Here is a 12,417-nt window from a genome sequence, read left to right on the forward strand (position 1 = left end):
GCGCGGGCGGGCACGGGTCACTCAGCGGAGGCCGCGGCGGACCGGGGCCCGGCCGGAGCCCCCGGACGCGGCGGGTCAGTCCGCGCTCTGGGTCCGGCGCACCGCCTCCCCCGCGGCGGACGTGAGGCCGCGCGGGGTGAACGCCACCTCCCGGGCGCGGGCCGGGGTGACCACCTCGCGCAGCGCGGGGTCGGTGAGCAGGACCACCGGGGCGATCCGGTTCGGCTCCAGGGGGTACCACCCGGGCAGGGCCCCCTCGACGGCGGCCCAGGCCTCGTCGGTGGCGCCGCGGGCGGCCAGCTCGCGGGCCGTGTCCAGGGCGCGCTCGAAGGCGGGCGGCTCCGGCAGCCGACGGGAGGCCAGCCACTCCCGCCGCTCGGTCCCGCCGGAGGGGATGTCGAGGCCGGGCACGGCCCCGGCCAGGGCGCGGTCGGCGTAGGCCGCGCCGCCGGGGGTGTCCAGACCGGCGCTGTGCAGGTAGAGCGGCACCGCCTCGGCCTCGATCCGCCCGGTGCCGACCTCGGCGACCACGTGGGGGCGGTGCAGCAGGCCGCGCAGCCTGTGGTGCGCCCCCCGCACGTCGAGGAAGGCCGCGAGGACGACTTCGAGGTAGGCGGCGGCGCCCGATCCCTTCTCCTTGGCCCGGCGCAGGGCGTTCAGCGCCTCCTCCACCCGGCCCTCCAGCGCGGCGCGGCGGCCCCTCGCCAGGAGTTCGAGCGCTCCCTCCGGGTGCACCGGGCGCCCCTCCGCACCGAGCAGCTCCTCGAACGAGGCGCGTTCGGCGGCCACGAGGTCGGCGAAGGAGCGGTGGCGCTCCCCCGGGCCGGGGTTCCAGCTCGACCAGGTGTAGGCGGCCCACTCCCCGTCGGGGGAGACGTCGCCCGCGTCCAGCACCCAGTCCTGGGCGTCCCCTTCGGCCGAGACCAGCAGCAGCGGTCCGACGGGGCCGCCCTCCCCCGCCACGAGGGACTCGTCCACACCGCACTCGTCCTCCAGGTCGGCCGCCCAGCCGACGGCGGCGGTGGAGCGCAGGCCGTACACGAACGCGCTCGCGGGCCCCCAGCCGTCGGAGGCCTCCAGGAAGGCGCGGTAACCGGGCGGGAGCCGCCTGCCGAGCCGCTCCTCCAGCTCCGCGATCCGCTCCTCGGGTGCGCCGTCGCAGCCCAGCCAGGAGGCGGCGCGCTGCTCCGCGGTGGTCCCGGGGAGTTCCTCCTCGGTCAGGACCCGCAGCATGTCCGCGCTGTACCCGGCCAGGTAGGCCCGCCACTGCTCGGCGGTGGCCGGGACGCGGGCCGGCAGGTCCTGAGCTATCCCCCCGTACGGGGAGGGCGCGCCGCCCGCCGTGTAGCGGTGTCCGTCGAACGCCTCGTAGGTGCGGCCCTCGGAGAAGAAGCGCACCCGGTTGAGCTGGATCTCGGAGCCGCCGCAGTTGCCGGTGATCTCCAGCCGCAGGTGCCGGTAGGGGGTGTCCGCGGCCGGGTCGGTGACGTGGAAGTCGCGGGCGTGGTGGCGGCCGGGGAAGAACTCGTCGGAACGGGTGTCGAGCGTGACCCAGGTCCGGCCGTCCGCCGACCCCTTGAGCGCCCAGTTCCGGGGGTCGCGGTCGGCGAAGTCGTTGGCGGAGACCAGGACGTAGTGCCGGACGCTGACGGGTTCGGCCATGGTGAACTCCAGCCAGTCGGCGTCGCGCCAGCTCAGCCACTTGGAGGAGGTGTCGTCGAGGAGGTTGGCGGCGACCTCGCCCGCCCGCGTGTGCTCGTTGCCCGCCCGCACCTCGCGCACCCCGCCGGTGACCTCCTCCCCGCTACCGGCCTCCTCCAGGGCGATGGTGCGCAGGGCGACCGCACCGCCGCCGCCCTCGCGGTCGGCCCAGGTGACCCGCGCGGCCGGGGAGCCGCCGTCCTCGATGAGCAGCCGCAGTTCCTCCTCCCCGTCCGCGCCCTCGACGCCGAACCTGTGGACGGGGCGGTCGGTGAGCCGCTCCACCAGCCGTCCCCGCCAGGCGTGGGACGCGCCGTCCGCGGTGGTCCGCGTGCCGGTGAACGCGGTCATGCCGGGTTCGAACCCGACCACCGCCTCCGCGCCGTCGAGGTCGCGCCAGCCGAGCTGGGCCAACGGTACGGCCCCGCCGGGTTCGAACCCGACCACCAGCCGGTGGTCGGCCAGCCACTCCCCCGTCCGGGCCCGCTGCCGTTCGGTGCGGAAGACGCGGACGGTCGGGTGCTCGTGCATGAAGGCTCCTACGGTGAGGGGGTTCGGGGAGGGCGGCCGGGGCGCCGCCCGCGGATCCGCGACGAGGCTACGCGCGCGGCCCGACATTTCGGATGTCACTCGGACGCCTCCCGGATACCGCTCCCAGCCGTGCGGCCCGCCCCGTCCGTCGTGGTCTCGCGCCCGTGGCGGGGTCCGACCGCCCGGACTCGCTACAGGCACAGGATCACCGCAGGTCAAAACCCTTGCGTCACACCAGCTGTGCCACACCGGCGACGCTTCCGGCCGGACCGGATCCGTTACCCGTCGGCGAACGCTCTCAGCGCTCCTCGGTGTCCTGGACGTCGGCGGTGCCCGGCCCGTGGTCGGGAAGCGCGGAGCCCGAGGTCGCCTCCCGGTGCAGCCGCAGGAACTCCAGGTGCCGCTCGTACTCGTCGAGGATGTTGCCGATGAGCTGCTCCTTGGTGTAGCCCATCACGTCGTAGCCCTGGCTGCCCTCGGTGAGGTAGACCTCGAAGCGCACGTAGGTGTCGTGCTCGGCGAGCGAGCGCATGGCGAACGCGGGGGTGGGCACCTCCATCGGCCACACCCGGTAGCTGAACTCCTCCTCCTCGCCCATCGGCGCCCGCAGCTCCAGGTAGGCGATGCCGACGGCCTCGTCCACCCCCTCGCTCACCGACGCCTCCGCGCCGTGTTCGCGCAGCTCCTCGGCGACGTCCCGGAACGCCGGGCGGCACACGTCGCGGACGAACCGCTCGGCCGCCCGCCTGCCGGGGAAGCTCACCGCCCGCTTGATCCGCTGCCGCCAGTTGCGTTCGGGCCCCCGCCGGTCGGCCGCGGTCCGGTCCGACAGCGACGAGGACAGGGTGGTCCGGAAGGCGTCCTTGCGGAACTTCTCGATCCGCAGCGCCTTGAACAGGCCCCACATGATCACGAACATCACGAACGAGAACGGCAGGCCCATGATGATGGTCGCGCTGGTCAGCGTGTCCACCCCGCCGACCAGGAGCATGGCGAGGGTGAGCAGGCCGGTCGCCGCCGACCAGAAGACGCGCAGCCACGGGGAGGCGTCGGTGAGCGGCGTCGGCAGGTGGGAGCTGAGGTTGCCCATCACCAGCGCGCCGGAGTCGGCGGAGGTGACGTAGAAGAGCAGTCCGACGACCGTGGCCAGCCCGGCGCTGAACAGCACCCCCGGGTACTGCGCGAGCAGCGCGTAGAAGCCCTGTTCGGGGTGGTTCATGGTGGTCTGGCCGAACGCGGCGCCGCCCTCGCGCACGACGCTCAGCGCGCTGTTGCCGAAGAAGGACAGGAAGGTCAGCGTGAACAGGAGCGGGACCACCAGCGTCGCCGCCACGAACTGCCGGATGGTGCGGCCGCGCGAGATCCGGGCGAGGAACATCCCCACGAACGGCGCCCAGGCGATCCACCAGGCCCAGAAGAACAGCGTCCAGGCGTTGAGCCAGTCGGTCGGCGGGTCGTAGGCGAAGGTGTTCAGCGTCATGGAGGGGAAGCGGCTGAGGTAGTCGCCGATGTTGAGGACGAGGGCGTTGAGCAGGTAGAGGGGGTCCTCGAAGACCAGCACGTAGAGCATCAGGACGACGGCTAGCACGACGTTGATCTCGGACAGCCGCCGGATACCCCGGTCCACGCCCGCCACCGCCGACATCGTGGCCACGAGCACGGCGACGATGATCAGGCCGAGCTGGGCCGCGACGCCCTCGGGGACGCCGAAGAGGAAGTTGAGCCCGTAGTTGAGCTGCACGACGCCGATGCCGAGCGACACGGAGATGCCGAAGATCGTGCCGATGACGGCCGCCAGGTCGACCGCGTCGCCGACCGGGCCGTGGATGCGCCTGCCGATCAGCGGGTACAGGGCCGACCGGATGGCCAGGGGCAGGTGGTAGCGGAAGGAGAAGTAGCCCAGGGCCATGCCCATCAGCGCGTACATCGCCCACCCGGTCACGCCGTAGTGGAAGAGCGTCCACACCACGGCCTGCCGCGCCGCCTCGACGGTCTGCGCGTCGCCCTCGGGCGGCGCCAGGTAGTGGCTGACCGGCCCGGAGACGGAGAAGAACAGCAGGTCGATGCCGATGCCCGCCGCGAACAGCATGGCCGCCCAGGCGAACACCCCGTAGTCGGGCTTGGAGTGCTGGGGGCCGAGCTTGACCCTGCCGTAGCGGGAGAGCGCGATGACCACCACGAACCCGAGGTAGAGGGTGGTGGCGAGGAAGTAGTACCAGCCGAACACCTCGGTGATCCACGTCACGACGGCGCCGATGGTGTTCCCGGCGTGCGTGGGCGCGACGATCGCCCAGACCGAGAGCGCGACGATCAGCGCGGACGAGCCGTAGAACACGACCGGTTTGAGGCGGCTCGGACCGCGCTCCGCCTCCTCGGGGGTCTCCGGTCCGGTTTCCGGCTCCGGCTCGGCTTCCGGCTCCGGTTCGCGGTCCGGACGGTGCTGCCCTCCGTCGGTGGCCACCGTTTCACCTCTCGTTCGTGCGGTACCGGAAGCGGCTCCCCGGGGGCGGTGCCGACGGGACGCGGATCACCGGATTACGGGATTCGGACATTCCACGGCGCCATCTTCACGGATCGTCCGTCCGTGGGCGGGCACCCCACCAACGGCGGCGTGGCGCGGGCGCGGCGGCGCGCGGACGGCTGGCCGGAGGAGTCGGCGGCGGTCGGGGCGCAGGCCGACGGCGGCGGGCGGGCCCGGGAACCGAGTCGAACGCGGTGCCGAAACCCGTGGGCGGACCCGGTTCCGGGCAAGGAAAGGGAAGGAGAGGGAAGGAAACAGTGGCCTCCAGGTGAGGTCTAATGCCGCCTCCCCGCCGCACCGGGATTGGTCCACCTCCGGCCGGTGCGGACCACACACGCGGCGGGGCCGGGTCCTTCCAGCTCCCGTCCCCCCGTGTTCGGCGGCCCCTCCCGTACCGCCCGCCGAACGGCCCCGACCGGTCCTGCGGCCGGTCCGGTCGGCCCCCGCACCCGGCCGCGGCCGGGGGACCCGACTCCTCGTCACGGTCCGCTTACCGGCTTCCCCTAGCGGGAAACCCCTGTTCCAGAGGGACTCCGGACGCCGCGTCCCCAGGGACTCGACGCCCGCGGCCCTCCCCCGCAGTCACGAGCGCTCGCCTTCGCCCCGGGCAGGTACCGGCCCGGGTCTCCCCCGACGGATTCCCGCTACCGTCCCGGCCCTGCGCGCCGGGGCGCGATCCATGACCGAAGGACCCGCACATGCTGAACCGCAAGTCCGACACCCCCCGCCCCCGCAACCGGCACCGGCTCCGCACCGCGGCGGCGCTGGCCGCCGCCACCACCCTGTTCCTCGGCCTCATGCCCGCGGGCACGGCCAACGCCCACGGCTACATCTCCAACCCGATGAGCCGCCAGGCCCAGTGCGCCGCGGGCATCGTCCAGTGCGGCGGCATCCAGTGGGAGCCGCAGAGCGTGGAGGGCCCCAAGGGGCTCATGCAGTGCAACGGCGGCGTCGGCCGCTTCGCCGAGCTGAACGACAACAGCCGGGGCTGGCGGGTGACCGACGTCGGCCGCGTCCAGACCTTCGAGTGGACCATCACGGCCGCGCACTCCACCTCCACCTGGGAGTACTTCATCGGTAACCACCGTGTGGCCGTGTTCAACGACCACGGCGCCCGTCCGCCGTGGTCGTTCAGCCACACCGTGGACCTGTCGGGGTACAGCGGACGGCACACGCTGCTGGCCAGGTGGAACGTCGCCGACACCGGTAACGCCTTCTACGCCTGCGTGGACGTCAACATCCGCGCCTAGCGGCGCGGAGGCCGGTGGGCCCGCCCGGTCCGGCGGATCGCACGGCGTCCGCGACGCCGCCGCCGGGCCCGGGCGGGCCGCGTTCCCCCGGTCCCGGCGGGCGGCTCAGAACCGGTGGGCCCCTTGCCGGGCGCGGTCGCGGGCCCTCTCCACCCCCGGACCGGCGTCCGGGCCGTGCCTCAGGCGGCGGGTGAGTCCCGGGCGGACAGTTCCCCGGCCAGTTCCATACAGCGCTGCCGGGCCGGGGAGAAGTCGTAGGGCATCTTGCCGAAGGCTTCGAACGCGCTCATGGAGCCCGGCTCCCGACTGCCGGAGCCGGGGTCGGCCTCGTCATCGGCGGGAGCGGGGTGCAGAGCGTCCCAGGCGTCGAAGAGGGCGTCGTCCTCCTCCCCCAGGCCCGACTCCTCGATGACGGCGTGCAGGGTGCTTTCGAAGGCGTGCCGTTCGGCGGCCACCCGGGCCACCCGCGGATCATCGACGGCGACGCTGTCGTCGAGCGCCTCCTCGGCGTCATCGAGGCGGTCGGACTCCTCCCGCAGAGCGGGACGCGTGGCCAGGGCGATGAAGCGGCCGGCCCGGACGGCCGCGCCGAGCGGGCCGAAGACCCGCTCGGTGACCAGCAGATCGTCCAGGTCCGCCTGGCGCAGGGAGCCCTCGGGCAGGCTCTTGAGGCGCTGGGTGACGAAGTCGGAGAGCAGGCCCATACGGCTGCCTTCGGTGCGCATCCGCCGCACGGCGGCCCGCTGCCGCCGCAGTTCCGCCTCCTGATCGGCGAGGCTCTCCTCCAACCGCTCCAGGATGCCCGCGATACCGTCTGCGCCGTCGGCGTCGGCGTCGGCGTCGGCGTCGGCGTCGGCGGAAGCCGTGCCGGTGGTGAAGGAGTCGCGGATGTCGTCCAGGGCGATCCCGGCGTCGGCCATCCTGCGGATCCACAGCAGGCGGATCATGTCCTCGTACCCGTAGCGGCGGCGGCCGTCGACGCCCCGCTCGGGCTCGGGGAGCAGGCCGATCTCGTGGTAGTGGCGGATCGCCCGCGGCGTGCTGCCGACGAAGGCCGCCGCGTCGCCGATCTTGACCCGGCGGGGCGGCGTGAAGGACAGGGGCATGAGCAGGGTGGCTTTCCTCAGGGGACCGGGACGTGGGTCCACCAGACCACATGCCGCTACGGAAGGTGCAACCCCGCGCACCGCCCGCGCCGGTGCCGGGAGACACGCCCCTCCTCCGTGACGAGCGCGGGGCCGTTCGGTCACCACCGTGCGGGGCGCGCACGGGAACCCGAACCGGGAAACGGGCCTGGCTGTCGAAGAGCCGCGCCTACTTCCGCACGCGGAAGCGCAGCGTCGTGACGGCGCCCGACTGGGTGTTGCCGAAGGGCTCCAGGTCGATCCTGCCGAGGCCCGGGGGCGTGAAGCGGACACCGTCACCGAGCAGCACCGGTAGGACGTACACCAGGATCTCGTCGACGAGCCCGCGCCGCAGGCACTGGGCGGCCACGTCGGCGCCGAGGATCTCCAGGTTCCTGTCGCCCGCGGCGCCGCGTGCCGTGGCGACGGCCTCTTCGAGTCCGCAGGTGAGGAAGGTGACGGTGGGGTCCGGCTCTTCGGGGGGCTCGTGGGTGAGGACGAACTGCGGTCCCCCGTCGTAGGCGGTGCCCTGGTCGGGCATGCGTTTGGCGACCTCGTAGGTCCTCCGGCCGACGAGCATGGCGCCCGTGGCAGCCATGACCTCCGGGACCGCGTCCGCGGTCAGGTACTCCGAGATCCAGTCCATCGCGTGGCCGGGACCGGCGATGAAGCCGTCCAGTGACATCGCCCTGTTCACGACCACTCTGCCGGTGCCGATGCCCACGTCACTCATCCGTCTTCTCCCAGGATTCCGGCGGCCCGGAGCCGAATCCTAGCCCGGGCGGCGGGAGGGGCGAGGGCGGAAGCCGCACGCGTGTCCGCGGCGGTCCGACGCGAACGGCCGGCGTCCGGCCGCGCGGCGTCGGGGACGCGCCCGGGTACGGAGCGGACGGCACGCCGGGGCGTCCCCGGTCCCGGGCCGCGTGACCGGCCCGGCGGCCGTCCGCGGCCACCGCGCTAGGACCCGCGCCGCGCCCTGATGCCCGCCAGGATCAGGTCCAGCGTCTGGTCGAAGTAGGTGTTCTCCACGGCCAGGGCGTCCGCCTCCGAGACCGCGGCGGCGACGGCCTCCTCGTGCTCCTGTTCGCGGTCGGACTTCATCGCGCGCATGGCGACGGCGGAGGTGGCCGCGCCGAGGATCTGGTTCGACACCGCCCGGATGGCGACCGCCTGCGCCTCCCCGCCCCCGCCGTACTCGCCCAGCGCCTCGATGATGCGCCTCGACAGGGCGACGGCGTTCGGGCCGATCAGCGGCCGGGAGCCCGCGAACTCGGCCGCCCAGGTGTGCGCGGTCAGGGCCGCGTAGAACCGCAGGGCGGTCTCCTTGAGCGCCTCGTCCCAGGGGGCGTCCGGGGGCGGCGGCACGGAGGCGGCCCCGGCCAGGATCTCGTCCACGGCCAGGTCCACCAGGTCCTCCCGGCGTTCCACGTACCAGTACAGGCTGGTGGCGTGCACCCCGAGTTCGGCGGCGACCTTGCGCATGGTCAGCGAGGACGCCCCCTCGCGGTCGAGCAGGTCGATGGTCGCGGCGACGATGCGTTCGCGGCTGAGGGCGGGCTGGGACCGGCGTCGGCGCTGCGGGCGGTGGAAGACGCTGTCGAACTGCTGGTCGGATCCTGAGGTTGCCATGTCCAACAGGATACTGGAAATCCTACGTTGTAGGTTTCTCTCCAACAGTGTATGTTTCTCGGCATGGCTACCGACAGCTCCCTCACGAGCCCCCAGACCTGCGCCCCCTCCGAGTTCCACGCCGAGGCCCCCGACCAGTCCCGCACGACGGTCACCGACCCCCGCGGCCTCACCGCCTTCCTCGTGATCGCCTTCGCTTTCTCCTGGACCGCCTGGTGGCTCGGCACGCGCCTGCTCGGCGGCGCCGACCCGATGCCCGCCGTGATCGTCGGCAGCTTCGGGCCGATGGTGGCCGCGGCCGTCGTCACCGCGGCCACCCAGGGCCGCAAGGGCGTGGGCGCGCTCTTCCGGCGCCACTCCCTCCGGCGCAGGGGCGGCGTCATGCCCTACCTGATCACCGTGCTGGTGGTCCTGGCCCTCGCGGGCTCCGCCGCGATCCAGGTGTACCTGGGCCAGTCGACCCTGGACGAGGCCCAGCTGTGGGCGGCGCTGCCGACCCTGCCCGTCCAGTTCCTGGTCATCGCGCTGGTCGGCGGCGGCAACGAGGAGCTGGGCTGGCGGGGCTTCGCGCTGCCCCGCCTCCAGGGCGTGCTCTCCCCGCTGGCCGCGAACGTCCTGCTCGGCGCGGTCTGGGCGATGTGGCACGCCCCCTTGTTCGCCATGCCCGGCACGCTCCAGGCGCAGATGTACTTCCCCGCCTACGCCCTGCTCTGCGTCGGGTTCACGGTGGTCCTCGGCCACGTCTTCAACTCCGCCCGCGGCGGTGTGGTCGCCGCGATCATCACCCACGCCGCGATCAACGTCGTCTCGGGCGTCAAGGCGGTGGCCGTGGGTGATCCGGCGAGCGCGCCCGAGGTCGCCATGGTCGCCCTGCTCGCGGTGCTCCTCGCGGTCTGCACCCGCGGCCGCCTGGGGCTGCGCCGTTCCGACAGCGCCCGGGGTTAGCGCCGACGGGAGTCCCAGCGCACCTCAGGAACCCGGACGAACGCCGCCCGGGGCCGCCGAGAACACGGATCACGTGGTCGGCGGCCCCGGGCGGGCTCGGTGTCGGGGCGGTCGGTGATGACCGGGGCCCTCAGCGCGCGGCGAGCGCCCGACCGGCCTCGCTGGCGCTGACCAGGGCCCGGTCGTGCTCCTGCTGGGCGAGGTCCTTGAGGGACTCCATGCCCGGCGTGGTCGCGGCCAGGGTGAGTTCGCGCTTGATGAGGGTCAGGTCCGCCTGCCAGATGTCGCCGACGACGCGCTCCAGGTAGGGGGTGGAGTGGTCCCAGCCCTCGCGGGGGGTGCCGGGGCCGTAGCCGCCGCCCAGGGTGGTGGCCAGCACGGTGGGGGTGTCCTTCAGCAGCGGGGTGGTGGCGCCCGCGCCCGCGATGACCAGGTCGGCCCAGGCCTTGAAGTGCTGGGAGACGCCGAAGTTGTACAGCGGCACGGCCAGGACCACCGCGTCGGCCTCCTGGAGTTCGGCGGCCAGTTCGGCCGCCAGGGCCAGAGCCCGGACCTGTTCGGGCGTGCGGTCGGCCTCGTCCGTTCCGGCGCCGATGGTGGCCAGGGCCCAGGCGTCGGCGGGCAGCGGGTCGGTGCCCAGGTGGCGGCGGTTGACGGCGCCCCGCGGGTGGGCGGCGGCCCATTCGGCCTCGACCCGGTCGGCGATCTCGGCGCTGCAGGAGACGGTCGGCAGGATGCTGGCGTCCAGACGGAACAGGTTCATCGGGCTCTTCCCCCAAGGGTGTTCGGGTTCGCGGTATGCGGAGCACGGCCACACGGCCGGACGGTCCAGCTGTCCGGGTGACCCTCGCACCACTATAAACGGACTTTACCCCGCTTAGTGTTCCCGGGGTAGATTGTCCGTGTGACTTCGCCCCTGGTGCCCTTCGGGAAGGAGCGCGGCGAACGCGCGGACGCCGCGCGCAACCGCGAACGCCTGCTGGAGACAGCCCGCGCGATGATCGCCGAACACGGAACACGGCAGGTGACCATGGACGGCCTCGCCGAACGCGCGGGGCTGGGCAAGGGCACCGTCTTCCGCCGCTTCGGCAGTCGCGCGGGCATCTTCGTGGCCCTGCTCGAAGACGCCGAGCACCGCTTCCAGGAACAGGTGCTGTCCGGACCGCCGCCGCTGGGACCGGGCGCCGACCCCGCCGAGCGCCTGGTCGCCTACGGGTGCGCCCGCATCCCCTTCCTGCTGGAGCACCACGCGATCGCCCGGGCCGCCGTGGACCGCTCCCTGCCGGTACCGGCGGGCGCGGTCGGTATGACCCAGCCCCACATCCGCATGCTCCTGGGCCTGGCCGGTCTGCCCGCGGACCGGGTGTACGGCCTCTCCGTGCAGCTGACCGCCGCGTTGGAGGGTCCTCTCGTGCTGTACATGTCGACGGACGAGGTCGCCGCCCCTCCTCCGGAGCCGGACGCCCCCAACCCCCTGATCGACGGCTGGAGGTTCCTCGTCGAACGCCTCCTCGGGGACTGACCGGCCACTCCTCACCTCACGGTTGGGACCCACCCGGGCCGCGCGTCCGGCTGGACCCGGGCGGACCGCGTGTCCGGCTGGGTTCGCAAGGGCCCGGGGGTCAGGGCCGGTCCCGTCCGGCGCGTACGCAGGAACACCACGAGCGCGATCACGACGGCGGTGACGGCGGGCACGAGCATGATGGGCGACCCGGTGCCCGCCGACCGGTCCATGACGGAGGCGCCGAGGTCGATCTGCAGGACGATGCAGATGAGGAAGGTGAGCGTGTTGAGCAGCCCGTGGATGACGATCGGGATCTCGATCCCGCCGGTGCGCCAGGTGATGACGGCCAGGCTGAGGGAGAGCAGGAAGTACCAGATGTTGATCCACGGGTCACCCGCGCCGTGGATGGTCGTGAACAGCAGGCTGGAGACGACGACGGCGAGGACCAGTCCCACCCGCGGCCCGCGGCTCCAGCTCCCGGCGACCTGGAAGGCCAGCCCGCGCAGGCCGTACTCCTCACCGGCCGCCTGGAGGGGGACCAGCAGCAGGGTGAGGACGAACATGGCGACCAGATCGGCGAGGGGCCAGTCCTTCTGAACGGGGGGTGTCCAGACGTTCATGACGGTGACGGCGATCAGCCAGAAGGGGCCGATGAACAGCAGCGCCCGGCCGAGCACTCCGAATCGGAAGCGCGAGAGCACCGAGTGCTGGGAGGCCCCCCTGACTCCGTAGAGCAGCCGCTGGATGAGCATGCTCAACGGGATGAGCATGGCGAGTCCGAGCATGCCCGAGGCGTGGTAGACCGGCGTGTAGTCGGTGCCGCCCGCCGCCGGGTTGGTCCTGCCCATCTGCCCGTCCACGAACGCGGAGGCCTCGGCGAAGGCGTAGCTGATGGCGAACAGCCCCACGAGCAGGAGCACGATCGCGAGGACGCCGCGCAGGACGCGGCGCTTGTCCCCGGCGAGCATGCGGTGGTACTCCACCCCCGGCGGGACGGGACGCGGGCCCCGGCGGCGCGAACGGTGCCCGGACGGACCAGCTGACGGGTCCGCGTCCGGAGCGGGAAGGAAGGCGTCGGTCGGCGGAGGGGCCGACCAGGCGTGGTGACGGTCGTCGTTGGGGTTCATGCTCCCGAACCTAGGCCGGAGCAGTTCTGTCACTGAGTGTCACCGGTCACGGGTTTTCCGCGCACTCCGCACGGGACGGGCATGA

Annotated in this window: 10 protein-coding genes; 3 read left to right on the top strand and 7 right to left on the bottom strand. The window is 73.2% G+C overall.

All coding sequences use genetic code 11. The features are described 5' to 3' along the window. Positions 1-75: 75 nt before the first annotated feature. Positions 76-2,232, bottom strand: a complete 2,157-nt coding sequence (locus NDAS_RS21125) for a discoidin domain-containing protein (protein WP_013155275.1) — start codon at positions 2,230-2,232, stop codon at positions 76-78. Between the two features lie 298 nt (positions 2,233-2,530). After that, a complete protein-coding gene (gene betT / locus NDAS_RS21130; RefSeq protein ID WP_013155276.1) occupies positions 2,531-4,693 on the bottom strand; it encodes a choline BCCT transporter BetT in 2,163 nt (720 codons plus the stop codon). 758 nt (positions 4,694-5,451) lie between these two features. Between betT and NDAS_RS21135 the strand changes: the two genes are divergently transcribed. Beyond that, positions 5,452-6,003, top strand: a complete 552-nt coding sequence (locus NDAS_RS21135; protein ID WP_013155277.1) for a lytic polysaccharide monooxygenase auxiliary activity family 9 protein — start codon at positions 5,452-5,454, stop codon at positions 6,001-6,003. A gap of 179 nt (positions 6,004-6,182) precedes the next feature. Here the strand turns inward: NDAS_RS21135 and NDAS_RS21140 are convergent, their stop codons facing one another. The 3 genes from NDAS_RS21140 to NDAS_RS21150 all read right to left on the bottom strand — a co-directional run bounded on the left by NDAS_RS21140 (position 6,183) and on the right by NDAS_RS21150 (position 8,756). Beyond that, a complete protein-coding gene (locus tag NDAS_RS21140) occupies positions 6,183-7,109 on the bottom strand; it encodes a MerR family transcriptional regulator (protein ID WP_013155278.1) in 927 nt (308 codons plus the stop codon). A gap of 208 nt (positions 7,110-7,317) precedes the next feature. Beyond that, the gene (locus NDAS_RS21145) at positions 7,318-7,860 is read right to left on the bottom strand and encodes a dihydrofolate reductase family protein (RefSeq protein ID WP_013155279.1); all 543 of its coding nucleotides are present in this window, start codon (positions 7,858-7,860) and stop codon (positions 7,318-7,320) included. Between the two features lie 224 nt (positions 7,861-8,084). Beyond that, on the bottom strand, positions 8,085-8,756 hold the full coding sequence (locus NDAS_RS21150; RefSeq protein ID WP_013155280.1) for a TetR/AcrR family transcriptional regulator C-terminal domain-containing protein: 672 nt from the start codon (positions 8,754-8,756) through the stop codon (positions 8,085-8,087). 51 nt (positions 8,757-8,807) lie between these two features. On the opposite strand from NDAS_RS21150, the gene NDAS_RS21155 reads away from it, so the two are divergent. Then, on the top strand, positions 8,808-9,701 hold the full coding sequence (locus NDAS_RS21155; protein WP_013155281.1) for a CPBP family intramembrane glutamic endopeptidase: 894 nt from the start codon (positions 8,808-8,810) through the stop codon (positions 9,699-9,701). Between the two features lie 130 nt (positions 9,702-9,831). Here the strand turns inward: NDAS_RS21155 and NDAS_RS21160 are convergent, their stop codons facing one another. Continuing rightward, positions 9,832-10,464, bottom strand: coding sequence for an NAD(P)H-dependent oxidoreductase (locus NDAS_RS21160; protein ID WP_013155282.1), 633 nt, complete (start codon positions 10,462-10,464; stop codon positions 9,832-9,834). Positions 10,465-10,605: 141 nt separating this feature from the next. On the opposite strand from NDAS_RS21160, the gene NDAS_RS21165 reads away from it, so the two are divergent. Continuing rightward, complete coding sequence (locus NDAS_RS21165) at positions 10,606-11,223, top strand: TetR/AcrR family transcriptional regulator (protein ID WP_013155283.1); 618 nt, start codon at positions 10,606-10,608, stop codon at positions 11,221-11,223. Between the two features lie 11 nt (positions 11,224-11,234). On the opposite strand, the gene NDAS_RS21170 is transcribed toward NDAS_RS21165, so the two are convergent. Continuing rightward, positions 11,235-12,332, bottom strand: coding sequence for a CPBP family intramembrane glutamic endopeptidase (locus NDAS_RS21170; RefSeq protein WP_041552905.1), 1,098 nt, complete (start codon positions 12,330-12,332; stop codon positions 11,235-11,237). Between the last annotated feature and the right edge of the window lie 85 nt (positions 12,333-12,417).

Origin of the sequence: Nocardiopsis dassonvillei subsp. dassonvillei DSM 43111 (assembly GCF_000092985.1) — a bacterium.
Classification (GTDB): Bacteria; Actinomycetota; Actinomycetes; order Streptosporangiales; family Streptosporangiaceae; genus Nocardiopsis; species Nocardiopsis dassonvillei.

Coding starts and splice junctions, on each gene's coding strand:
- NDAS_RS21125 (WP_013155275.1), bottom strand. CDS start 2,232: ATGCACGAGCACCCGACCGTCCGCGTCTTCCGCACCGAACGGCAGCGG.
- NDAS_RS21135 (WP_013155277.1), top strand. CDS start 5,452: ATGCTGAACCGCAAGTCCGACACCCCCCGCCCCCGCAACCGGCACCGG.
- NDAS_RS21140 (WP_013155278.1), bottom strand. CDS start 7,109: ATGCCCCTGTCCTTCACGCCGCCCCGCCGGGTCAAGATCGGCGACGCG.
- NDAS_RS21145 (WP_013155279.1), bottom strand. CDS start 7,860: ATGAGTGACGTGGGCATCGGCACCGGCAGAGTGGTCGTGAACAGGGCG.
- NDAS_RS21150 (WP_013155280.1), bottom strand. CDS start 8,756: ATGGCAACCTCAGGATCCGACCAGCAGTTCGACAGCGTCTTCCACCGC.
- NDAS_RS21155 (WP_013155281.1), top strand. CDS start 8,808: ATGTTTCTCGGCATGGCTACCGACAGCTCCCTCACGAGCCCCCAGACC.
- NDAS_RS21160 (WP_013155282.1), bottom strand. CDS start 10,464: ATGAACCTGTTCCGTCTGGACGCCAGCATCCTGCCGACCGTCTCCTGC.
- NDAS_RS21170 (WP_041552905.1), bottom strand. CDS start 12,332: ATGAACCCCAACGACGACCGTCACCACGCCTGGTCGGCCCCTCCGCCG.